Source organism: Vreelandella neptunia (assembly GCF_022489065.1).
Lineage (GTDB): Bacteria > Pseudomonadota > Gammaproteobacteria > Pseudomonadales > Halomonadaceae > Vreelandella > Vreelandella neptunia_A.
Window position 1 is genome coordinate 97,612 of the sequence record NZ_JAKVTW010000008.1, and the last position, 24,270, is coordinate 121,881.

The window sequence follows — 24,270 nt, forward strand, 5'->3', positions numbered from 1 at the left end:
CCCGCATATGTTTGCCGCCATCATTCGTCACGGCATCTTGGTTAGCGTTATTACGCTGATCCTTTTGATTCTGGGGATCGCCGCCATCTGGCGCATCCCGGTACAGATGATCCCCGACCTGGAAACCCGCGTGGTGGGTATTGAGACCCAGTGGCCGGGAGCTACGCCGCAGGATATTGAAAAGGATATCTTGATTGAGCAGGAGGAGTTTCTGCGCAATGTGCCCAACCTACAGCGCATGGAGTCCACCGCCAGCAGCGGCAGCGCCGAAATCGAGCTGGAGTTCCCCTTTGGCGTCGATCTCACCGAAACCTTGATTCGAGTTAACAACGCGCTCAGCCAAGTGCCCTCCTATCCCAACAACGTCGACCAGCCGCGTATTGTCGCCAACTCTTTTTCTGCCAACGCCTTTATGTACTTTAACGTTGGCCCTCGGGAAGGCAACCCGCGCCAGCTCGACATGCCCGCCATGCGCGACTACCTGGAAGATAACGTTCGCCCGCGCCTGGAAAGCGTTGCGGGCGTCTCGGAAGTCACGGTTTCCGGAGGCGCCGAGCGGCAAATGCAACTGCTGATCGACCCTGAGGCGCTAGCCGCCCGTGCACTGAGTATCGCTGATATTCAAAATGCACTTCAAGCCCGCAACCAGGATGTCTCCGGTGGCAACCTAGAGAGCGGTAAACGCCGCTACCTGCTGCGTACCGTAGGCCGCTTTGAGGATGTAGAGAGTCTTGAAGCCCTGATTCTCATCCGCGACGGCGACGCGGTTACCCGGCTAAGCGATGTGGCTGAAGTGCGCCAATCCTACGCCGAACTCACTTCTCGCGCTTACAGCTCGGATGGTCAGCCGGCATTGAGCGTGCAGGTGCGCCGTGAGCCGGGCGCCAATGTGATTGATATCAAGCGCGCTATGCTCGATGAAGTCGCGGCGCTTAATGAAGGCCTGCTAGCCGAGCAGGGTATGCGTATGACGCTCTCCAGCGACGACGTGCGCTACGTGGAGTCGTCGATTGCCAATGTCTGGGTCAACCTGGGGCTTGGCGCGCTGTTTGCCACCCTGGTGATGTACGCTTTTCTTCGCTCAGCCCGAGCCACCGTGGCCGGGGTCATCGGCATTCCCATTTGTACTATTGCTGCCTTTCTAGGCCTGCTGCTGGCGGGCCGTACGCTCAATGTCATTTCGCTGGCGGGCGTTGCTTTCGCTATTGGCATGACGATAGACAACACCATCGTGGTACTGGAGAGCATTGAGACTCAGCGCCGACGTGGCTTGGCGCGCTTCGAAGCGGCTCTAGAGGGTGTCAAGCAAGTATGGCCCGCGGTGCTCGCCTCAACGCTGACCACTATTTTAGTCTTTGTGCCCATCTTCTTTATTCAGCAGGAAGCCGGGCAGCTCTACTCCGATATTGCGGTGGCCATCTCGACCTCGATTATTGTCTCGATGGTGGTCGCCATTACCGTTATTCCCACCCTGGGCGCGCATATCGATTTTCGCGGTAAAGAGAGCGCTTCAACGTCATCGCCGCGCTGGGTACGCGGCTGCCTGTGGGTGGTAGATGGTATGATTCGCACGGCTTCCCGGCGCTTTCTCGCTATCGTGCTGGGCATCCTGGGAGGTATCGGTATTTTTGTCTGGCTGACGCCTCCGGCGGAGTACCTGCCCGAAGGCGAAGAGGCCAAAACCTTTGCCAGCATGAACGCCCCGGCAAGTTACAATTTGGCCACCATGGATGCGATTGCCCAAATCCTTCAGCAAGAACTGGAGCCCCATGTGGGCGCTGAGCCTGAGCGCTTCGAGGGCGGCGATACCGACATTCCGCCGATTCGCACCATGGGCATTCAAGCCGAAGCCCAAAGCCTGCGGATTATTGCGGAAACCATCGACCCCACCCACATTGAAGCGTTGATGGACGCCCTCACCCGGCGCTTTGAGAAATACCCAGATATGCGCGCCTTTGCCGCCCGCGGCTCGATTATCTCCAGCAATGACGGCGGAACGCGCAGTATCACGCTGGATATTGCCGGCAACGATCTGAACGAACTCTACACCACCGCCAATGCCATTTATCAGCGCGCCGAGACAGTGTTCGACAACCCGCGCATTCAGTCGCGGCCCTCCGCTCTGGATCTTGGCCAGCCGCTGATCGAGGTTTATCCCAACTGGGAGCGCGCGGCAGAAGTCGGCTTGGACACCAATGCACTGGGCACCACCGTCGCGGTGCTCACCAACGGTGCCTACCTGGATGACTTCTATCTCGACGATGAAAAAATCGACCTTTACGGCTACGGCCCCGAAGCAGGCAATATCGACCTGGATGCCCTCGCCACCCTGCCCATCTATACCCCTTCTGGGGTAAGCGTTCCTCTCAATACTCTTGCCGAGATTCGCGAGACGGTGGGAACGGCGACGCTGCGGCGGGTAGATGGTCGCCGCAGCGTTACGTTAGACGTCATTCCACCCCGCAGCGTGGCGCTGGAAGCCGGTATCGAGCAAATGCAGCGCGAGGTGATCGAGCCACTGCGCAATGAGGGCGCCATACCCGCCGACATTAATGTCAGCGTGACCGGCGCGGGGGATCAGTTAGATGCCACCCGCCAGGCACTTACCAGCAATGCGCTAATTGCGTTAGCGATTGTTTATCTGCTGCTGGTGGCGATTTTTGCCCACTGGGGTTATCCGCTGCTTATCCTCGCCACTATTCCGCTAGGTGCCGCCGGCGGAATAGTGGGACTCTGGCTGATGAATACCGTGGGCGCGCAGCTGCCGAAAATTGGCTTGAATGCCATCAGTCAGCCGTTTGATATGATCACCATGCTGGGCTTTTTGATTCTGATGGGAACGGTGGTCAACAACCCGATACTAGTGGTTCATCAGGCGAGGGAGAATCTACGCTCGGCGAGCATGGGAGTGCGGGAAGCCGTTCAACAGGCGGTAGAGAGCCGCTTACGGCCGATTGCCATGACGACTCTTACCACCCTGTGCGGCCTTTCACCGCTAGTATTTCTACCCGGAGAAGGCACCGAGCTCTACCGCGGTGTCGGTGCCATTGTGCTATTTGGGCTGCTCGGTACGGCAATTGTTACCGTCACCTTCTTGCCAGCCCTTACCGTTGCCGTGCTCAGCTGGAGAACCAAAAAGTCGTCAAACTAAAAGCGAGCGTTAGAAAAACAGCCTTTTTAGCGCCAAGCCCGGATCGCTTTCGCGCATAAAGGCTTCGCCAACCAGGAAGCCGTTAACGTTATGATCGCGCATTAGCTCAACGTCATCGCGGGTATGAATACCCGATTCAGTAATCACGGTGACGCTCTCAGGAATGCGCGGCAGCAGATCCAGAGTAGTATTCAGGCTGGTTTCAAAGGTGTGCAGGTTACGGTTATTGATGCCGACTAGTTTTAGATCCAGCGCCAGGGCGCGCTCAAGCTCCTCGGCGTCGTGTACCTCGACCAACACGTCCATTCCTAGCTGATTGGCCTGCTGATGTAGGTCGCGCAGCTGTGCATCATCCAGAGCGGCAACGATCAGCAGAATACAGTCCGATCCAATCGCCCGGGCTTCACAGACCTGATAGCCATGGGTGATAAAGTCTTTGCGGATCACCGGCAGCGTGCAGACATCCCGAGCGGCGATCAAATAGTCTTCGTGGCCTTGGAAAAAGTCGGCGTCGGTGAGCACCGACAGACAGGCAGCGCCGCCCTGGGCATAGCTTTTAGCGATATCCGAGGGGTGAAACTCTTCGCGAATAACACCTTTCGAGGGAGAGGCTTTTTTCACCTCGGCGATAATCGCCGGATCGCCCGTTGCGATGCGCGTATTAAGCGCCTCAATAAAGCCACGCGGAGCGCTCTGCTGCTCTCCCAGCGCGAGCAGGTCTGATTCTGAGACCGCTTGGCGACGCTCAGCCACTTCTTGGTCTTTGCGAGCCAGAATGCGCGTTAAAATAGTTGGCGTTGCCTGTTGAGTCATGTTGATCTCTTTTTTTAAAACTTATCTTGTTTAAGAACCTACTGCTTAAAAACGCTGGTGAAGTGCGAAAGCTCTTTGAGTTTTTCGAGCGGCAGTTTGGAGGCTTGCGCGTCCTGAGCCACCATCACGCCCTCTTTTAAGGTATCCGCAACGCCTGAACAGTAGAGCGCGGCCCCGGCATTTAGCGCGACCATATCGGCGGCAGCGCCTTCACCTGAAAGAGCGGCCTTCACCAAGCGCAGGCTATCTTCCGCGCTGCTGGCCTTCAGTGTTGCCAAGCTCTGGCGCTCAATTCCCAGCTCTTCGGGCGTAATGGTGTACTGGGTAATCACACCCTCTTTAAGCTCAGCGACTAACGTGGGGCCTGCCAGGGAGATTTCATCCAAACCATCGTCTGAATGGACCACCATCACATGACGGCTACCCAAGGTTTTAAGCACTTCGGCCATGAGCGGCACCAATTCCGCGGCGTAAACACCCAGCACCTGATTGGGGGCGCCAGCGGGATTGGTTAACGGCCCTAGAATATTAAACAGCGTGCGCACGCCCATTTCGCGGCGTGGCCCAATCGCATAGCGCATGGCCGGGTGATGATTGGGCGCAAACATAAAGCCCACGCCCACCTGCTCAATACAGCGCGCTACCTGATCGGGTTTAAGATCCAGGTAAATACCTGCCACATCGAAAAGATCCGCGCTGCCGGAGGACGATGAAACGCTACGGTTACCATGTTTAGCAACGTGAGCACCGGCAGCAGCGGCGACAAAACTGGCAGCGGTTGAAACGTTAAATAGATTCGCGCCATCGCCACCGGTACCGACGATATCCACAACGTTTTCAGCCTTCAATTCAACGCGTTTCATTAGTTCGCGCATTACCTGCGCGGCGGCGCTAATTTCAACGGCGCTTTCGCCCTTCATGGCTAAACCGACCAGCAGGCCGCCAATTTGCGCGTCAGAAGCATCGCCAGTCATGATTTGGCGCATCAACGCGTGCATGGCATCGAAAGAGAGGTCTTCGCGGCGCATTACCGCATTAATCGCGTCTCGCATTTGCATGAGCAGAGGGGCCCCTAAAAAAGCGTGTGAAACCGGCCATCAGCCGCGTTTTAAAAAGTTGGCCAACAGCTCATGGCCTTGGCGGGTAAGAATCGACTCGGGGTGGAACTGCACCCCTTCGATATCGAGTTCGCGGTGGCGCAGGCCCATGACTAAACCGGGCGTAACGTCCTCCTCGCCGGTCCAAGCAGTCATTTCCAAGCAGTCAGGCAGCGACGCTTTATCAACCACCAGAGAGTGATAGCGAGTTACTTCAACGGGGTTATCCAGCCCTTCGAACACGCCTTGGTTATCGTGCAACACGGCTGACGTTTTGCCGTGCATCACCTGTGGGGCGCGAACGACCTTACCACCGTACACCTGGCCAATCGCCTGGTGACCCAGGCAAACGCCCAAAATAGGCAGCTTGCCGGCAAAGTGTTCGATGGCAGCCATGGAAATACCCGCCTCATTGGGCGTGCAGGGCCCTGGCGACACCACTAGGTGCGTCGGTGCCAGCGCTTCGATCTGCTCAATAGTGATTTCGTCATTACGATGAGTGATCACTTCTGCGCCCAGCTCGCCCAGATACTGCACGATGTTGAACGTGAAGCTGTCGTAATTGTCGATCATCACAACTTTCTGCACTGCCTGTGCTTGCGCCATTGCCACGCTTACCCCATTGCGTTGGTGAAATTGCTAATTGCTCGATGATACCGCAACCAAGCGGTCTATTGCAGGGGTTAAGTGCCGCCCCGCGTCAGTCGACAGGCGGCGTATTTGAACTCGGGAATTTTGCCGTAGGGGTCAAGGGCCGGATTGGTGAGCAAATTGGCGGCAGCTTCGGCGTAGGCAAACGGCACAAACACCATGCCATCGGGAATTTTCGAGTCGACCCGTGCGGCGAGTGTAATCGTGCCGCGTCGGGTCGTAATGGTGAGCGGATCACCCGGCGAAACACCCAAACGAATGAGCTCACCAGGTGAAAGACTGGCGACGGCATCAGGCTCCAGCGCATCCAATACGACACTGCGCCGCGTCATCGACCCTGTATGCCAATGCTCCAGCTGTCGCCCGGTGGTCAGCACTGTTGGGTAGTCGTCGTCCACCGGCTCATCCGGCGGTAAAGGCCGTGTAGGGGCAAATTTTGCTTTCCCTCCTGCACGTGGGAAAGCATCGCTAAACACCACGTCTTGACCAGGGGCATCATCGGCAGCGCAGGGATAGGTGACCGAGCCCTCCCGCGCTAAGCGCTCCCAACTGATGTGATTCAGCGAAGCCATACCCTGCTTCATCTCTTCAAACACTTCACTAGGATGCTGGTACTCCCAACCCAGACCGAAGCGATTGGCGATCTCTTGAATAATCCACCAGTCGGGTTTGGCTTCACCGGGCAGCGGCAGAGCCACACGCCCCAGTTGAACCTGACGATTGGTGTTGGTTACCGTGCCCTCTTTTTCCGGCCAAGCTGAAGCGGGCAGAATCACATCGGCAAATTGCGCAGTTTCGGTAACAAACAGATCCTGCACCACCAAGTGTTCAAGTTTCCCCAGCGCCGCACGGGCGTGGTGTAAATCCGGGTCAGACATTGCCGGGTTTTCGCCCAGAATGTACATGCCACGCACTAGGCCTGCGTGAATGGCATCCATAATTTCCACCACCGTTAGGCCCGGCTGGGCATCCAGCGGCATGCTCCACAGCTCTTCGAAAGCGGAGCGAAGTTGAGCATCGCCTACTGGCTGGTAGTCCGGCAGCACCATCGGGATCATTCCTGCATCCGAGGCACCCTGTACGTTGTTCTGCCCGCGCAGTGGATGCAGCCCGGTGCCGGGGCGGCCAGTATGACCACAGGCTAGCGCCAGCGAGATTAGGCAGCGAGCGTTGTCAGTGCCGTGGGTATGTTGAGAAATACCCATACCCCAGAAGATCATCGCCTTCTCGGCATTGGCGTAGCGCCGGGCAATATCACGAATCACGGCAGGCTCTACGCCGCATAGCTCGCTCATGGCTTCCGGCGGGCTCAATGCCACACTTTGCTTCAGCGCTTCAAAGCCCTCGGTATGCTCGGCAATGTACGCCTCGTTATACAGCCCTTCGGCAATAATCACGTGGAGAATGGCATTGAACAGCGCCACATCGGCGCCAGGCTTAAAACGCACGCTCAGTGTGGCGTAGGCATCTAGCGCCTGGCCCCGTGGGTCGAGAATAATGATCTCGGTGCCGTTCTTGGCAGCCTGCTTGAAAAACGTCGCGGCCACGGGATGATTAACTGCCGGGTTACAGCCAGTAAGAATCACGACATCCGCTTCCAGCGCCTGCATAAACGAGGCGGTCACCGCCCCTGATCCCAAACACTCCATTAACGCGGCAACGGAGCTTGCATGGCACAGCCGCGTACAGTGGTCGACGTTGTTATTTTCAAAGCCGGTGCGCACCAATTTTTGGAACAGCCAGGCCTCTTCATTAGAGCACTTGGCGCTGCCAAACCCTGCCAGTGCTGTGGGGCCACGCTCGGTTTTAAGCGCAACCAAACCGCCTGCCGCAGCCGCCAGTGCCTCTTCCCAGGTCGCCTCACGGAAGTGGGTGAGCGGCTGGGCTGGATCAAAGCTAGGATCCAAGCTTTTCGGAACGCCGGGCTTGCGAATCAGCGGGGTGGTCAATCGCGCGGGGTGATTAGGATAATCAAAGCCAAAACGGCCTTTTACGCATAATCGGTTGTGGTTGGAGGGGCCGTCGCGTCCTTCTACATAAGCAATGGCATCGTCTTTGATGTGGTAGGTCAGCTGGCAGCCCACGCCGCAGTATGGGCATATTGAATCTATTTGGCGGTCTACTGCCTTTGAATCGCCCTGCCCTGTGGCATTCATCAGCGTCGCTGGCATTAAAGCGCCTGTCGGGCATGCCTGAACGCACTCGCCGCAGCCGACACAGGTGCTTGCGCCCATGGGGTCGTCAAAATCGAACACAATTTTGGACGCAGCGCCGCGATGAGCAATGCCAATAACATCGTTACTCTGCACTTCACGGCAGGCGCGCACGCAGAGCGTACACTCAATGCAGGCGTCTAAATTGACCTGCATGGCAGGATGGCTGGTATCGGTTGCTTTATCCAGGCTCACCAACGCTTCACGTCGAGGTGGTAGCCAGGCTTTTACGGCGTCTTCTGCAACCCCTAACTGGTCGGCCATGGCCCAAAAGTGGCTGGAGCGATCTGGGCTCCGCTCACGAGAAGGCTGATCCGCCATCAGCAGTTCCAGCACGCCTTCCCTCGCGACTTTTACGCGCTCCGATTGAGCACTGTGCACCACCATATTAGGCGTGGCCTCACGCAGACAGCTCGCCGTTAAAGCACGCTCGCCCTCAATTTCAACCATGCAAACGCGGCAGTTGCCATCGGCTCGGTAGTCGGGGGCGTCTTTAAAGCAGAGGTGGGGAATGGTTTCTCCGGCGCGTTTGGCGACCTGCCATAGGGTTTCACCGGAGTAAGCGGTGACTTCATGACCATCCAGTGTTAACGCAAAAGAAGCAGTCATGGCGTACCCCTTTCAGAAACATGATTTGCGGCATCGCTGACAATAATCTGCTGCTGAGCAAGCTCGGCTCGAAAATCTTTCAGCAGCCCCAGCACAGGATTGGGCGCTGCTTGACCCAAACCGCAAATCGAAGCGTCCTGCATCACCTGCGCCAACCGAGTGAGTTGGCCAACATCCCAATCGTCACGCTCCAGCAGGGTCAGCATTTTTTCTGTGCCTACACGGCAAGGGGTACACTGCCCGCAGGACTCATCGGCAAAAAATGCCAGCAAGTTGGTCGCCACCGCCTGCAAGTTATCCTGCTGGGAGAGCACGATCACTGCCGCCGCGCCAATAAAGGAACCATGATCCTGAAGCGTATCGAAATCCAGGGGGATATCCGCTTTGCTGGCGGGCAATATACCGCCCGATGCACCACCAGGCAGGTAAGCTGACAACTGATGCCCTTCGGCCATGCCGCCGCAGTACTCATCAATCAGTTCGCGCAGTGTAATGCCCGCAGGGGCCAAATGTACGCCCGGATGTTTGACCCGACCAGAGACGGAAAAACTGCGTAGCCCAGAACGACCGTTGCGGCCTTGCTTGGCAAACCAGTCGGCGCCTCTATGCCAAATCGGTGCTATCCAATACACTGTCTCAACATTATTGACCAACGTCGGGCGGCCAAATAGCCCCTGCTGAGCTACATAGGGCGGGCGGTGACGTGGCTTGCCGGGCTTGCCTTCCAGCGACTCAATCAGCGCCGACTCTTCGCCACAAATATAGGCCCCGGCACCGCGGCGCAATACGATATAGCCGGCTTCACTCAGCCCCGCGCGCTCAATCTCGGCAATCGCTTCACGCAGCACGCGATTCAAGCCGGGATACTCATCGCGTAAATAAATATACAGAGCCTGAGCCTCAATCGCCCAGGCGCTGATAAGAGCACCTTCTAAAAACTGGTGAGGTGATTTTTCGAGGTGGTAGCGGTCTTTAAATGTGCCCGGTTCGCCCTCGTCAGCATTGATGACGCAGTAACGGGGTCCAGGTTCCTGGCGCACAAATTGCCACTTTTTAAAGGTGGGAAAGCCTGCGCCGCCAAGCCCTCTCAAGCCCGCACTTTCTAGTGTGGTCATGAGTGCATTAATGCCTATGCTGCCTGCCCGGCATTCGGCCAAAAGCTGATAGCCGCCCTCCTTCTGATAGGTGTCCAGGCGTTGCCATAAAATCGCTTCTGGATGAAAGTGGCCCGTATCCACAATGGCTTCTACGCCTTCCGGCGTCGCAAACTGCACATGGTGATGCCCTATTTCCACCACGGGTGCGCTATCGCAACGCCCCATGCAGGGAGCCCTAAGAACGCGCACCGTTTCAGGATCAAAGCCCGCGTCCAGTTTAGCTTTCAGTTGAGCTGCCCCAGCTAGTTGGCAAGAGAGTGAATCGCATACCCGCACCGTGGTATCCGGCGGGGGCGTTTCACCGTCGTGTATCACATCAAAGTGGGCGTAAAAGGTAGCGGTCTCGTACACTGCTGCCATCGGCAAATTCATATACGCGGCTAGTGCACGCAGCTCGATCATCGACAAATAGCCGTGGGCGTCTTGAATAGCATGCAAATGCTCAAGTAACTGATCGCGTTGGCGCAATCCAGGCTGCACCCGCTCATCACCCAGCAGCGCTCTTAAGGTTACTAGCGCTACTGGCGATAAATCGCGGCCTTTGGGGTGGCCGCGCCGAGGCCGCAAAGAAGAAACCGTTTGGTCAGTCATGAGGCACGCTATGCTTAGGAGTGTAATACTGTTCAGCATAGTGGCACTTGCCCTTAGAGGGAATCCTTCCCTGGCTAATACCTCTCTCTCGTTTTCGCTTGGGTGGGAACTGGCAACGGGCCAGCACAGTCTTTATTATCTGCCGTCCTTTGCGGCGGTTTCTGCAATATTTTTTTAGCCAGTTAGGAGCGTGGGATGTCAAAGCGGGTTACCTGGGTATGTACGCTCTTATTAGTCACGCTGCTGAGTGCTGCGCCAGCTTTTGCCTCTACATCACTACGCGTTATGGCCTCATTTTCAGTTATGGAGGAGTTGGTTAAACGGGTAGCGGGAGACATGGTCAGCGTGAGCGTCATTGTGCCTGCAGGTGAAGACGTTCACCGCTGGGAATTAACACCGCCCAATGTCCTCGCGTTAGAAGAGACCCATGTTGTGTTCTATAACGGGCTGGGCTTGGAGCCCTGGATACGCCATGTGGAAGCGATGTCTGACGACCAATTGACGCTAGTGGAAGTGGCTAAAAAAGCCGATTATTCGCCACTAATGATCTCGACTGGGCAATACAAAGGCGAGCCAGACCCCCATATGTGGATGGATCCCGACGGAGCAGCCGCCTACATAGATGTCATCGCGGGGACGCTGGCCGAGCACCTGCCCGAACAGGCCGATGCGTTTTATGCACGCGCGGAAGAAGCTCGCAAGGCGTTGGCCACTCTAAATCAGGAGGTCAAAGAGCGGCTGGAGGGCATTCCCCAAACCAATCGCAGATTGCTGACTAGCGAAGCGGGCCTTGGCTACTTCGCCCGCGCCTTTACCTTTGAAGCGTTCGGCGTTTGGGGTGTTAATCACGAGACCCTAGGCAGTGCCCAGGCAATGGCCAAGATGAGCGAATACCTTGCGGAGAATCGTCCTCGCCCTTCGGCGCTATTTTTTGAAAGCACGATACCTAGCATCCATATGGATGCCCTGGCACGGGAGGCATCGCTCCCTCTCGCTGGCCCGCTGTATGTCGATTCGCTTAGTGGTGCCGATGGCCCAGCCGCCAACTACTCATCCATGCTGCGCCATAACGCGGAAGTCCTGCACACCGCTCTGGGAGGCGCTACGGCCGAGTGATTGGCCGTAGCGTTATTTATCAGAGCACGGCGCAATTACAGGTTATCTAACCCCCGCTCAGCCATGGCCACCGCACGGAAAATCGCACGCCCTTTGTTCAGCGTTTCCTGCCACTCCATTTCGGGTACAGAGTCGGCCACAATGCCTGCGCCAGCCTGTACGTGAAGCTGCCCGTCTTTAATCACTGCGGTACGAATGGCAATCGCAGTATCCATATTGCCGTGCCAGGAGAGATAGCCAACGGCCCCGGAGTAAATGCCGCGCTTAACCGGCTCTACTTCATCAATGATTTCCAGTGCACGAATTTTAGGCGCCCCTGACACGGTTCCCGCAGGGAAAGTAGCCCGCAGCGCGTCCATCGCGGTTAACCCAGGCTTCAATTTGCCCGTCACGTTAGAGACGATATGCATGACGTGAGAGTAGCGCTCGACCACCATCTGGTCGGTCACTTCGACACTGCCCGTTTGGCAAATCCTACCCACATCGTTGCGTCCTAAATCGATCAGCATCAGGTGCTCGGCTAGCTCTTTAGGGTCAGCTAGCAAATCTGCTTCGAGGGCGTCATCTTCTTCTTCAGTTTTACCGCGTTTACGGGTACCGGCAATCGGTCTTACCGTCACCTCACCCTCTTCCATGCGCGTCAGAATTTCGGGCGACGATCCCACCACGTGGTGATCATCCAAGTTAAAAAAGAACATATACGGCGATGGATTGAGGCTGCGCAGAGCGCGGTAGAGATCCAACGGTGATGCCTGATAAGGAATCGACATACGCTGAGAAGGCACGCACTGCATAATATCGCCGGCCAGTACGTACTCTTTGATTTTATCAACGGCGGCTTTAAATCCCTGCTCGGTAAAGCCGGAGTTAAAATCGCTCTCTTTCACCGGCTGTCGACCGCTGCCTGCGTTATTAGGGCTGATATGCGCTTCGCGCAGGCGAGTTTCGAGATGTTTCAAATGCGCTTGGCCACGCTCAAGGGCTTCCGGCTCGGCAGGATCAACGTGGGTCCAGATCGTCAAGCGCCCGGAAAGATTGTCGAACACCACAAAGTCATTGCACACCATGAGCAGAATATCGGGCACGTTTAGCGGGTCCGGCTTATCCGCCCCGCCGCGTAGTCGCGGCTCAATATAGCGAATCGTATCGTAACCGAAGTAACCGACCAGGCCGCCGTCGAAACGTGGCTGGTCATCTAGCTTGGGCACTTTGAAACGGCTCTGGAATGTCTCAATCCATGCCAGCGGATCTTCCACTTCGGCGACGCCGACGGCTTCCCCCTCTTTGATATGGCGAACCGTAAAGCCCCGCACTTCAATGCGCTCATGGCTCGGCAAGCCAATCATCGAGTATCGACCCCATTTTTCACCGCCCTGTACCGACTCGAATAAGAAGGTCCAGGGCGTATTCGCCAGCTTTAAATAGGTGGATAGCGGCGTATCAAGATCAGCGAGTACATCACGCGAAACAGGAATTCGGTTGTAGCCTGCTTGGCTAAGCTCGTGAAAATATTCCGGGGTCATCATTAAGCGGTCCTTGTCGCGTGGGGTACAGTCATCAACAGTTCTGTTAACGAAGAGAGCACTAAGTCAGGGTGGCTATCTTCGATGGGCTCGCCGTGATTATAGCCGTAGGGTAACGCCACGGTCGTGAAGCCTGCCGTCTTACCGGCAGCGATATCGTGGCGAGAATCACCCACCATCACACATTCTGACGTGGATATTTGGTAGGTATCAGCAGCGTGCAACAATGGCAAAGGGTGAGGCTTCTTTTCAGACAGCGAATCACCGCCAATGCATAGCGTAAAGTAGTCCAGCAGTTCGAAGTGATTCAAAATTGGCTCAATAAAACGCGCTGGTTTGTTGGTGATCAGCACGAGTGTCAGGCCGTTATCATGCAGTGCCCGAAGCGTTTGTCTGACGCCAGGATAGAGGGTCGTAAGCGCATTGGGCGCCGCGCCGTAGTGCGCCATAAAAGTCTGAAAGGCACGCTCTTGAAACGCTGATTCAGGTGCTGTTTGAAGCGCCCAGGTTAATGCCCGCTCGACTAACATCGGCGCACCATTGCCAACCCAATCACGCACCTCTGCTTCGCTCGGCTCATCGAGATCGAGCTCATTTAGCGTGCGCGATACCGCAGCAGCAAGGTCAGGCACTGAATCAATCAAGGTGCCATCCAAATCGAACGCAATCAGCCGTTTACCCTGAAGGACAGAATGTAGTCCTGAATATAGTATTGAATGCACCTTATCATTACCCTCTTGCTTCATTCGCGGCTTAACACCTTCACTGGCACCGTCACACTTAAAGGTGAACTTTCAGGATAGTCCGACTTGTAAGCCGACCATCTTACCTGTTCAAGGCAAACTTTCGCATTAGTAAGAAGCCGAAGAAACTTCTATGCTTGGGCTAATTTAGCCAAGGAGATAATGATGGCCATCCCCAGAATTGTGATTGTCGGCGGCGGCGCAGGCGGGCTAGCCCTTGCTACGCGCCTAGGACGTACCTTAGGTAAGCGTAAACGCGCAGAGATTGTCCTACTCGATCGTAACAACACCCATGTTTGGAAACCGCTGCTTCACGAACTGGCCACTGGCGTGCTGAACTCCAGTATGGATGAAGTGGATTACCGCGGGCACTCATCGGCTCACTTTTACCGCTACCAGCGTGGTTCACTAACGGGTATAGACCGCGAAAACTGCATGCTGCAGTTAGCCCCCATCCTTGATGAAGATGGTGAAGAGGTACTCCCCGCTCGGGAGCTAAGCTATGATTATTTGGTAATGGCACTGGGCAGCGTTTCTAACGATTTTGGCACCCCCGGCGTGGCCGAACACTGTCACTTCATTGATTCGCCTCAACAGGCGAAAGCGTTTCAGCGTGACATGATCAATACCTTTCTACGCTATACCGACCCCAACTTGCGCCAACACACTCAACTGACCATTGGGATCGTTGGCGGCGGCGCGACGGGGGTGGAACTTGCCGCCGAGCTCTTTGATGCATCACGTATGCTCAATGCCTATGGCGTGACGGCTATCGACCATCAGCATATAAGCGTCCATCTACTGGAAGCAGCACCGCGCCTGCTGCCGGGACTATCTGAACGGGTCAGCCAAACGGTCAGAGCACAGCTGGAAAGCATGGGCGTCACCGTTCATACCGATACAGCGATAAAAGAGGCCCAAGCGCACCAGTTGGTTACCAACGATGGAGAAGAAATAGAGACAGATATTAATGTGTGGGCAGCGGGCATTAAAGCGCCACAGTTTCTTACAGAGCTTGGCCTGACCACTAACAAGAAGAACCAGATCGAAGTAAAACGGACTCTTCAAAGTGTTGACGATGAGCGGATCTTTGCGCTTGGCGACTGCGCCAGTTGTCCGATGGGAGACGACAGTACCGTGCCTCCTCGCGCTCAAGCAGCGCATCAACAAGCCAAGTTGTTAGCCAAAAATCTGGTTAATAAGCTGGAAGAGAAGCCGCTACATGACTTTAGCTACCGTGATCATGGCTCACTGGTGTCGCTGGCGCGCTATGATGCGGTGGGCAATTTAATGCGGAGCGGCGCCTCCAAAGGACTGTTCTTAGAAGGCTGGCTGGCACGAAAAGCTTATGCTTCGTTATATCGTACGCATCAGCTCTCGATTCACGGGGCGCCAAAAACGGGGCTGTCCTGGCTGGTGGACAAACTCAATACGTATTTAAAACCACGTATGAAATTGCACTAAACGCCCCGTTGTTCTCTAAGTTTTACTGCTCTCGTTATGCCGTTGCCAGCGCCGCCCGCAGTTGCTTAATCACAGAGTCATATCCGTGGGGGTCGCTGGCTTGGTGGGCGCTGAAAATCGCCGACCCAGCCACAAAGGTATCGGCCCCCGCTGCGGCAATCTCGGCAATGTTGTCCACTTTCACCCCACCGTCGATTTCCAAGCGAATATCAAACGCTGATGCATCAATGCGCGCCCGCGCTTCACGCAGCTTGTCGAGAGTCCCGGGGATAAATGACTGTCCACCAAACCCGGGATTGACGCTCATTAGCAGCACCATATCGACCTTATCCATCACGTAGTCGAGGTAGGAGAGCGGCGTGGCTGGATTGAACACCAGGCCTGCCTTACAGCCGCCATCACGGATTAACTGTAGCGAACGGTCAACGTGCTCAGACGCTTCCGGATGAAAGGTAATATAGCTTGCGCCCGCTTCAATAAAATCACTGATCATGCGGTCTACTGGCTTGACCATCAAATGCACATCAATGGGCGCAGTCACTCCGTGCTTACGCAGCGCTTTGCACACCATCGGGCCGATGGTGAGGTTGGGCACATAGTGATTATCCATTACATCAAAGTGCACCACATCCGCGCCTGCAGCCAGCACGTTATCGACCTCTTCACCCAACCGGGCAAAGTCGGCCGATAAAATCGAGGGGGCAATTAAAAAATCATGCGCAGCGGTCATATTACATTCCTGCTAATTAATCAGACGATGAGAGTAGCCACCCTCCATGCCGTTGAGCACTGGCGAGAGAGCAAAGCCAAACACCTATCTTATCAGAGCCGCCTATCAGAACCACGCGCCAAGGACTTAACAGCGACAAAGCACAGCCATCACACGCATATTCTTAAATAGAATATAAAACATGATTGTAATTCCACATTGATCGTTTTAACCTTGCCGATATTGCGACATCCCTATTTGGCGATATTTTGCGCTTACTGCTTGAAGGAGTTTCTCTATGACCCTGCCCACCATGTTCCGCCGCAGCCTGATTGCCATTGCTCTTGGCGTTACGGTTAGCGGCCCCGCCGTTGCCCAAGAGCGGGAACTGCTCAACTCGTCCTACGATATCGCTCGCGAGCTGTTTGCCGCGATCAACCCTGAATTTCAAGCGTGGTGGCAGGAAGAGCACGGTGAAGAGATCGCGATTAGCCAGTCACATGGCGGCTCTTCTGCACAGGCCCGTGCCATCCTGCAAGGCCTACGAGCCGATGTGGTGACCTTTAACCAAGTGACCGACGTGCAAGTACTCGCGGATGCGGGCCTTGTAGCAGAAGATTGGCAGGACGCGTTTGAGAACAATGCATCGCCTTACTACTCCACCACTGCTTTCTTAGTACGCAAAGGCAACCCTAAAGGCATCGAAAGCTGGGACGATCTGGTCCAAGAAGATGTAGACGTCGTTTTTCCTAATCCGAAAACCTCAGGTAACGGCCGCTACACCTATCTAGCTGCCTGGGGCTTTGCTGAGAACGAATTCGATGGCGATGAAGAGCAAATCGAAGATTTCATGCGTACCTTCTTAGCCAATGTAGCAGTCTTCGATACCGGCGGCCGTGGGGCAACTACCAGCTTTATCGAGCGTGAAATTGGCGATGTGCTGATTAGTTTCGAGTCAGAAGTTAACAACATTCGCAGCGAGTACGGCAGCGACGATTACGAAGTGATCGTGCCGCCGGTCAGCATTCTAGCCGAGTTTCCGGTTGCCGTTGTCGGCGAAAACGCTGAGCGCAACGGCAACAGCGACTTGGCCCAGAGCTACCTTGAGTACCTCTACACCGAAGAGACTCAGCGCCTGCTCGCGGGTTTCAACTACCGGGTGCATAACGAAGCCGTGGTCGAAGAGTTTGCTGACCAGTTCCCTGAAACCGAACTACTCGAAGTAGATGACGTGTTCGGTAGCTGGGATGAAGCAATGGAGACTCACTTCGGCAGCGGTGGCCTTCTCGACCAGTTACAGCGCCGCTAATATTCACCTATGAGCCAGCCTGAACTATGAGTCAACTCGCAACCTGGCGAACCGGCAGCACACGCGTGCTGCCGGGTTTTGGCCTTTCTATGGGTATCAGCGTGCTGTTTATCTCGCTGGTGCTACTGCTTCCCATTACAGGCTTGTTTGGTCAGCTTGCCGAGCTGAGTCTGGCCGAATATTTTGCGATCATTACCGAAGGGCGTGTGGTAGCAAGCTACATGGTCACCATTGGCGCTGCGGCAGTGGCAGCACTGGTTAACGCCATATTTGGCTTGTTACTGGCCTGGGTTTTAGTGCGCTATGAGTTTCCTGGCAAGCGCTTACTCGATGCCCTAATGGATCTGCCCTTCGCGCTTCCTACCGCGGTGGCGGGTATTACGCTGGCAACCCTGTATGCCGGCAGTGGTTGGATGGGTGGATTGCTGGAACCACTAGGTTTTCAAGTCGCTTATACCTGGGTGGGCATCGCCCTGGCCATGGCCTTTACCAGCATTCCTTTTGTGGTGCGCACCGTTCAACCAGTGCTGGAAGACTTGCCTGCGGAAGTAGACGAAGCCGCTATGTCACTTGGGGCGACTGACGGCGTTGCTTTTCGCCGTGTGATTTTGCCGCACATTTGGCCTGCCTTAGTGACCGGTACGGGTCTGGCGTTCGTACGTTCGCTGGGTGAGTTCGGGGCGATTATTTTTATCGCTGGCAATATGCCTTACGAAACCGAGATCACCGCGCTGATGATTTTCGTCAAGCTGCAAGAGTATGACTATGCAGGTGCGTCGGCGATTGCGTCGGTCGTGCTGTTCGTATCGCTGGCGCTACTGTTGGCTATTAACATTTGGCAGGGACGGTTTGTGCGTCGTCTGCATGGAGGTAAGGGGTAATGCGTCGAATTGGTGATGCGCCGCTTATCCGGCGGCTGCTGATTGCTACCGCTCTGGTGCTGTCAGCGCTCTTTTTGTTACTGCCACTGGTCGCTATTTTTGCTCAGGCGTTCTCTCAAGGCGTGATGGTCTTTTGGACCAATGTCAGTAACACCTTCACGCTGCATGCCATTGGCTTAACGCTGATGATTGCGCTGTTAACTATCCCAGTATGCCTGGTATTTGGCGTTGCGCTGGCATGGCTGGTCACGCGTTTCAGCTTTCCAGGCCGACGCATTCTGCAGACACTGATCGATATCCCGTTTGCGGTCTCCCCCGTGGTGGCCGGCCTTATCTACCTGCTGCTGTATGGCCGCAATGGCTGGATAGGTAGTTGGCTGGATACATACGACATTCAACTGATGTTTGCCTGGCCGGGCATTCTGATGGTAACCATTTTTGTTACCTGCCCCTTTGTTGCCAGGGAGCTGATTCCGCTAATGCAGGCCCAAGGCTCGCGTGAAGAAGAAGCGGCCGTGACGCTAGGCGCATCAGGTTGGACGACCTTTCGTCGCGTCACGCTGCCCAACATTCGCTGGGCGCTGCTTTACGGCGTCATTCTCACTAACGCCCGCGCGGTGGGGGAATTCGGTGCCGTTTCAGTGGTGTCGGGCGCCATTCGTGGCCAAACTAATACGCTGCCACTGCACCTTGAGCAGTTGTATCAGGATTATAACGCCGTGGGGGCCTTTGCCTGCGCGGCCTTACTCGCATTGATTGCCCTACTGACACTTGCCGCCAAGGCGGGGCTGGAATGGCGCGCTTCACGCCGGGAGGCATTTGCATGAGCATTCGCTTGAACAACATCGCCAAACATTTCGGCAATACTCAGGCGTTAGAGCCAATTAACCTTGATATTCATGAAGGCGAGCTTGTGGGCCTACTCGGCCCTTCGGGCTCAGGCAAGACCACGCTGCTACGAATCATTGCTGGGCTGGAAAATGCCGACCGGACTGCCCAACCGGGCCAAATCCTGTTTGGCGATCGCGATGTCACCAACGTGCACGTGCGTGATCGCCGCATCGGCTTCGTGTTTCAGCACTATGCGCTGTTCCGCCATATGAGCGTTTACGACAACGTGGCGTTTGGGCTTACCGTGCTGTCACGCAAACGCCGACCCAGCAGCGGTGAGATTCGCGCACGAGTATTCCGACTGCTTGAAATGGTTAAATTAGAGCACTTGGCTGACCGCTACCCTGCCCAACTTTCAGGCGGCCAACAGCAGCGCGTATCGCTGGCCCGCGCCTTAGCGGTGGAGCCTGAAGTACTGCTCTTGGACGAACCGTTTGGCGCCTTGGATGCCAAAGTACGCCAGGAGCTGCGCCGCTGGCTGCGTCACCTGCACGACGAACTCAATTTCACCAGTGTCTTTGTAACCCACGACCAGGAAGAGGCGCTGGAGCTTTCCGACCGCGTCGTCGTCATGAGCAATGGCCGCATTGAGCAAATCGATACTCCCGATGAGCTCTACCGCACGCCAAAAAATCGCTTTGTGTTTGAGTTTTTAGGCGATGTAAATCATCTGGAAGGCAAAGTGAGCAATGGCGTGTTGACCTGTGGTGACGCCTACTGGCACGTTGATCTACCCGATGGCCATGAGGAGCTGTTGCTACGCCCTCATGAAGTACGCTTAACCGAGCAGCCGACCTCGGAAAGCCATCTGCCGGTCACTATCACGGCGATCTCGCCAGTAGGAGCCGAAGTGCGCGTGGAGCTGGAAGCGGACTGGCTCGCCCAGCCTTGGCTGGCCACCGTGCGCCACACTGACTTTGAACACTTGGCACTACGCCGGGGGCAACGCTTATTCGCTCACCCCCGCCACTGGCGCCGCTTTCCCAAAGTCACTGAGAAAACGACGGAGCAGACACGCGTCGCCTAACGTTTTAATAGCCGCCCCAACCCGGGGCGGCTTGCGTTAATAACTACTCGGACTATTTCAAAAGCGCATTTGCCTAAACGTTAGGCTCACCCGCGGCTCAATATTTTTCTTGGTTTTGGGCAGGCTGTGTAACCAGTTCTTTTGTGTGGCGCCTTTCATAATCAACAGACTACCGTGCTCTAACGTAAGCGAGACATTCTCGCCTGTTACCTTATGTTTAAATGAAAACTTCCTTTCGCCGCCAAGCGTAAGCGCGCCGATGGACCCATTTTCGACAAGATCCTTTTCGGCATCGCTGTGCCAACTCATACCCTCATCCCCTGAGCTATAAAAATTACACAGGCACGAGTTAAAGGCATCTCCACAGTGGCTTTCCACCAACTGATTCATATCACGCAAAAAATCCGGCCATACTAACGCCGTTTTGGTATATCCCGAGTAGGTATAGTTGACCGGATCATCTGCATACCATGCCATCTTTCGCTTTGTGACAATCTCTTTACCGTAAATAAGAGCGCGATCATGCTCCCAGCTCAATTCGTTAATGCACTTGTTTAAGTACATGTCAGCGGTAGAAGCATCCAGGATTTTGCCGTGGTAATAGGCTGCCCCGTCTTGTGGAAGCAGGTTAATTAACTTCATATCGTCATTTTCAAACAAGTCCACGCATATCATTGGCAATACCCTATATTTCATATTCGGGTGGAGTAACTTTCATTTCCTGCAAAATCAACATCCAAGACAAAGCCCCTTTTGTAAAACATTCATAATCAAACTTCTCATTAGCAGAATGAATATTATCATTCGAACGACTAAAACCTAGCAACATAGAGTCTAAACCTAGATATTTTTTGAAAGAACTAACAGCTGGTATTGATCCACCCATTCCAGCAAAAACGCATTTCCTACCCCATACTTCCCTAAGTTTTTCTTGAGCCAACACAAACTCAGAGCTCTGGCAATTCATTTTAACAGCTTTTACAGATCCATAAGATTCAAAAAAAACATTGCAATCACCCGGTATACTTTCTCGAATATGTTTTCGAAAAACAGCTCTTATATGATCAGGGTCTTGATCATCAACTAACCTAAAACTAATTTTGGCAGTGGCCGTAGAAGGAATAATTGTTTTAAATCCAGCCCCTTGATACCCTGAAAAGATAGAATTTATTTCAAAGCATGGGCGTGACCAAATTTTTTCAATTATATGCCTATCTTTTTCACCAGAAGCAGTAGAAAGGCCAACAGATTCTAAGTAAAAATTACCAAAAGCATCTAGTTTTAACCAATCTTTTAAAATTTCAAAGGGAATTTCATCAACTCCTTTATAAAAATCCTTAAGATTAATCGATCCATCATCTTCATATATTTTAGAAATAGCCCGAACTAATAATGCTGCTGGATTATGCGCAGCCCCACCATAATTTCCCGAATGAAGTTCATGAGACGGCCCTTTAATTGTGATGATTTCTCCCAAAAATCCCCGCAACTGGCATCCTATGGTAGGGGTGTTATCTTCAACCATTGAAGTATCACTAATGAACACGACATCTGCTTTTAATTCATTTTGATATTTATTAATTACATTTTCAATTGAGGGTGAGCCAATTTCCTCTTCACCTTCAATTAAAAAAGAAATATTAATTGGGATGCCTGTAGATTCATATAACGCTCTACAAGCTTCAATAAATGTGAGTAATTGCCCCTTGTCATCAGCAGCTCCTCTTCCATGAATAATTTTAACTTCATTTCTATAAACCACATCGGGCTGAAAGGGAGGAAGGATCCATGCATCTAAATCATTTGCAGGCTGAACATCGTAGTGACCATAAAATAAAACGTGAGGAGCTCCTTTGACAACGGGACCATGAGAAATAATAGCAGGTAAGCCACCTTCAACGACCTTTTTACTTCTAAACCCAATACTATTGAGTTCATTAAAAACCCAGTCTGCAGCAGCATGACAATCACTTAATTTGTTTATATCAGTTGAAATCGATTCAATCGACAAAAACTCTTTTAAGCGTAAAATCGCAGAATCAAAGTTAGATTCAAGTTTATTTATAGAACTTGTTTTCATCATCAACTCCCTAATCATAATTCATTTAAAGAAATCATTTTTTTGCATGCTTTTTTAAAAGCGAGGCAAGCAGCATCACTCATATATCTTGCCCTAATACTGCCATGCACTAAGCCTTTTTCAACTACAACCTCGGCTTTAATATTGACATTACATAGTTCATTAAAATAAATAAGAGAATCTTCTTTTAGGGAATCCATTTCAGCAGCCATGATATAAGCTGGCGGCAGTTTATTAAAATTTTTATTTATTAGAGGAGATATGTAATCGCTGTATACATCATTATCACTTACGTAGCATTTAGTATAAAACTCCATTTCTCCAGAGGTCAGCAATGGTGCATCATCACCACCGTTAACCCACCTTGAAAAATCTAATACTGGATTAAATAGAACTTGTGCCTTAAATTGTTTATAGTTACAGTCTCTTATCATCATACATAAAACCACTGCCATATTGGCTCCTGAACTATCGCCACTTATAATGTATTCATCACAGTTCAAGCCAAGAGTTTTATTATTAGCAATAACATATTTATATATATCTAAACAGTCGTTCAATGAAGCGGGATATGGATACTCAGGCGCCAAACGAAAATCAGGAGCGATAACAGTCATTCCTGTTTCAATACATATGTCTAACATTAAATAATCATGTGTATTTAGTGATCCAAGCACAAACCCTCCACCCCTAATGTAAAAAACTACACCATTATTTTTATGCTCAAAATTTTTATTTTTGTAAATGCGAAATTTTTTATTTTCATTATTTAACAAGCAATTAATATCAACAACTTCTACATCGTCTTTTTTATCTTTAGGTTCAAATCTCTTGGCTAAATTTTCATACATTTCTCTTTGTTTAGGTACAGAAAATTTGTGATACTCTCCAGGCATCAATTCATCGCAAATACTAATAAACTCTTGGATATGATCAGCATAATCAGACATTTCATTAACTCCTGGCAAAATTTTTATCAACGTATATTTCTTTTTCAAGCGATCTTACAATCAAATAGTCATTTTTAATAACTTCCGTATCGGTATGAGAAAGGACAACAAACCCAAGGTCTAAACTCGAAAACAAATCGCTAGTTGCATTCACTTCATCTCCTTCTTTAATATTTACACGCATATCAAAAAAACTATCTAACTTTTTCAATTTCTCCAATTTTTGCAATCCAAATATATAACAATCATTTTCACAAATAAAAAAAACAACTATCATCTGGCACTTTAAATCATATTTTTTATCTGATAATTCCCCATTAATATAAGATTGAACTATCCTCTCGATTTGGCTATCACCCACCGCTTTTTTTGAGTATTTTGGATGTCCTCCACCATGCGGTCTCGCACCAATTTCAATTAATTTAGGACCATCATCAGTCATCATTATTTCAATATGACTTACACCAAACATAATACCTAAAGCATCCAATACATTAGTTGCATAATTTATAATTATTTCACAATCTTTAAAATCAAGCGATAACCAACGCATTGATTCATATATACCGATCACACCATTTATTTGAACTTTATTATATAAACAAATACTACAAATTGAGTGTTTACCAGCATAAGTTATAACATCAACAGCATATTCTTTACCTGTTAAAAATTCTTGAATCATCAAACTAGTATTTTTTCTCCCCAGGCGATTATTAACACCAATCATTTTATTAAATATAGCTTCCCAGCCAACTCCATTTTTAACTAATGTAACACTATCGGTACTAGCACTTGCGGGCGGTTTTATTATTAAATCTTTACCTTGCAGTTTTTCGAAAACGATCCATTCATGTATTTCTGTTATTGAATTACTGCAAATCTGTTTCATATTAGGTAAATTTGCATTTGTTATAGCCTTATTCATTTCACCCTTGTGCCATCTCGACATTGCTAATTCAGCAGAATTAGAACGGTCTGGTAAAATTTTGGGTGCAATCAATTCAGCAATTTTAACCCCACTTTCGCAGCCAGTCAGAATCGCAATTGGGTCGAATTTCCTTAATAAATGTATTAATTCGATTTCACTGTAAGAATCAAAGTAATATGTAATGGCGTAATCATTTGGTATAAAAGATTTTGAATAAACATCAGGAGGTTTTTCAGAGCTCAAAACAGCTATAGGTTGTATATTATTTTTTTTTAGAATATCAGCATATAGCGCTCCGGAAGAGTAAGGGTCGACTATAATTATATATTTATCCTTCATGTTAAAAATCTCCAAATTTGCAGTA

The 24,270-nt window shown here is 52.1% G+C and carries 19 protein-coding genes; 7 read left to right on the plus strand and 12 right to left on the minus strand.

What is annotated here, in order from left to right; all coding sequences use genetic code 11:
- Positions 1–7 precede the first annotated feature (7 nt).
- Positions 8–3,151, plus strand: a complete 3,144-nt coding sequence (locus MLE19_RS12370) for an efflux RND transporter permease subunit (protein WP_240718488.1) — start codon at positions 8–10, stop codon at positions 3,149–3,151.
- Between the two features lie 9 nt (positions 3,152–3,160).
- On the opposite strand, the gene trpC is transcribed toward MLE19_RS12370, so the two are convergent.
- The 5 genes from trpC to MLE19_RS12395 all read right to left on the minus strand — a co-directional run bounded on the left by trpC (position 3,161) and on the right by MLE19_RS12395 (position 10,282).
- Complete coding sequence (gene trpC / locus MLE19_RS12375; RefSeq protein ID WP_240718489.1) at positions 3,161–3,964, minus strand: indole-3-glycerol phosphate synthase TrpC; 804 nt, start codon at positions 3,962–3,964, stop codon at positions 3,161–3,163.
- Between the two features lie 38 nt (positions 3,965–4,002).
- A complete protein-coding gene (trpD, locus tag MLE19_RS12380) occupies positions 4,003–5,022 on the minus strand; it encodes an anthranilate phosphoribosyltransferase (RefSeq protein ID WP_008959564.1) in 1,020 nt (339 codons plus the stop codon).
- A 39-nt stretch (positions 5,023–5,061) separates the two neighbouring features.
- Positions 5,062–5,667 (minus strand): anthranilate synthase component II, encoded by a 606-nt coding sequence (locus MLE19_RS12385; protein ID WP_240718490.1) that lies wholly within the window; start codon positions 5,665–5,667, stop codon positions 5,062–5,064.
- 77 nt (positions 5,668–5,744) lie between these two features.
- On the minus strand, positions 5,745–8,534 hold the full coding sequence (gene fdhF / locus MLE19_RS12390) for a formate dehydrogenase subunit alpha (protein ID WP_240718491.1): 2,790 nt from the start codon (positions 8,532–8,534) through the stop codon (positions 5,745–5,747).
- Positions 8,531–10,282, minus strand: coding sequence for an NAD(P)H-dependent oxidoreductase subunit E (locus MLE19_RS12395; protein WP_240718492.1), 1,752 nt, complete (start codon positions 10,280–10,282; stop codon positions 8,531–8,533). Before MLE19_RS12395 ends, fdhF begins: the two co-directional genes overlap by 4 nt.
- Positions 10,283–10,477: 195 nt before the next feature.
- Between MLE19_RS12395 and MLE19_RS12400 the strand changes: the two genes are divergently transcribed.
- Positions 10,478–11,398 carry a metal ABC transporter substrate-binding protein gene (locus tag MLE19_RS12400; protein WP_240718493.1) on the plus strand — a complete coding sequence of 307 codons (921 nt, stop codon included), beginning with the start codon at positions 10,478–10,480 and terminating at the stop codon, positions 11,396–11,398.
- Positions 11,399–11,433: 35 nt separating this feature from the next.
- On the opposite strand, the gene trpE is transcribed toward MLE19_RS12400, so the two are convergent.
- Positions 11,434–12,921, minus strand: coding sequence for an anthranilate synthase component I (trpE, locus tag MLE19_RS12405; RefSeq protein ID WP_240718551.1), 1,488 nt, complete (start codon positions 12,919–12,921; stop codon positions 11,434–11,436).
- A gap of 2 nt (positions 12,922–12,923) precedes the next feature.
- A complete protein-coding gene (locus MLE19_RS12410; RefSeq protein ID WP_240718494.1) occupies positions 12,924–13,667 on the minus strand; it encodes a phosphoglycolate phosphatase in 744 nt (247 codons plus the stop codon).
- A 162-nt stretch (positions 13,668–13,829) separates the two neighbouring features.
- Here MLE19_RS12410 and MLE19_RS12415 point away from each other — a divergent pair, with 162 nt between their 5' ends.
- Positions 13,830–15,128 carry an NAD(P)/FAD-dependent oxidoreductase gene (locus tag MLE19_RS12415; protein ID WP_240718495.1) on the plus strand — a complete coding sequence of 433 codons (1,299 nt, stop codon included), beginning with the start codon at positions 13,830–13,832 and terminating at the stop codon, positions 15,126–15,128.
- Positions 15,129–15,162: 34 nt separating this feature from the next.
- Here MLE19_RS12415 and rpe read toward each other — a convergent pair whose 3' ends face one another.
- Entirely contained in the window at positions 15,163–15,858 is a 696-nt protein-coding gene (gene rpe, locus MLE19_RS12420) for a ribulose-phosphate 3-epimerase (protein ID WP_240718496.1), read from the minus strand.
- A 277-nt stretch (positions 15,859–16,135) separates the two neighbouring features.
- Here rpe and cysP point away from each other — a divergent pair, with 277 nt between their 5' ends.
- The 4 genes from cysP to MLE19_RS12440 are packed head-to-tail and all read left to right on the plus strand — an operon-like array spanning position 16,136 to position 19,945.
- Positions 16,136–17,146, plus strand: a complete 1,011-nt coding sequence (cysP, locus tag MLE19_RS12425) for a thiosulfate ABC transporter substrate-binding protein CysP (RefSeq protein ID WP_240718497.1) — start codon at positions 16,136–16,138, stop codon at positions 17,144–17,146.
- Positions 17,147–17,172: 26 nt separating this feature from the next.
- Positions 17,173–18,027, plus strand: a complete 855-nt coding sequence (cysT, locus tag MLE19_RS12430) for a sulfate ABC transporter permease subunit CysT (RefSeq protein ID WP_240718498.1) — start codon at positions 17,173–17,175, stop codon at positions 18,025–18,027.
- Positions 18,027–18,854 (plus strand): sulfate ABC transporter permease subunit CysW, encoded by an 828-nt coding sequence (cysW, locus tag MLE19_RS12435; RefSeq protein ID WP_240718499.1) that lies wholly within the window; start codon positions 18,027–18,029, stop codon positions 18,852–18,854. Before cysT ends, cysW begins: the two co-directional genes overlap by 1 nt.
- A complete protein-coding gene (locus MLE19_RS12440; protein ID WP_240718500.1) occupies positions 18,851–19,945 on the plus strand; it encodes a sulfate/molybdate ABC transporter ATP-binding protein in 1,095 nt (364 codons plus the stop codon). Before cysW ends, MLE19_RS12440 begins: the two co-directional genes overlap by 4 nt.
- Positions 19,946–20,002: 57 nt before the next feature.
- Here MLE19_RS12440 and MLE19_RS12445 read toward each other — a convergent pair whose 3' ends face one another.
- From MLE19_RS12445 to MLE19_RS12460, 4 genes are read right to left on the minus strand one after another with little or no spacing between them, the layout of a single operon-like run.
- Entirely contained in the window at positions 20,003–20,620 is a 618-nt protein-coding gene (locus MLE19_RS12445; RefSeq protein ID WP_240718552.1) for an alpha-ketoglutarate-dependent dioxygenase AlkB family protein, read from the minus strand.
- Between the two features lie 10 nt (positions 20,621–20,630).
- Complete coding sequence (locus MLE19_RS12450) at positions 20,631–22,025, minus strand: M20/M25/M40 family metallo-hydrolase (RefSeq protein ID WP_240718501.1); 1,395 nt, start codon at positions 22,023–22,025, stop codon at positions 20,631–20,633.
- 14 nt (positions 22,026–22,039) lie between these two features.
- Entirely contained in the window at positions 22,040–22,975 is a 936-nt protein-coding gene (locus tag MLE19_RS12455) for an alpha/beta hydrolase (protein WP_240718502.1), read from the minus strand.
- A 4-nt stretch (positions 22,976–22,979) separates the two neighbouring features.
- Complete coding sequence (locus MLE19_RS12460) at positions 22,980–24,245, minus strand: ATP-grasp domain-containing protein (protein ID WP_240718503.1); 1,266 nt, start codon at positions 24,243–24,245, stop codon at positions 22,980–22,982.
- Positions 24,246–24,270 lie beyond the last annotated feature (25 nt).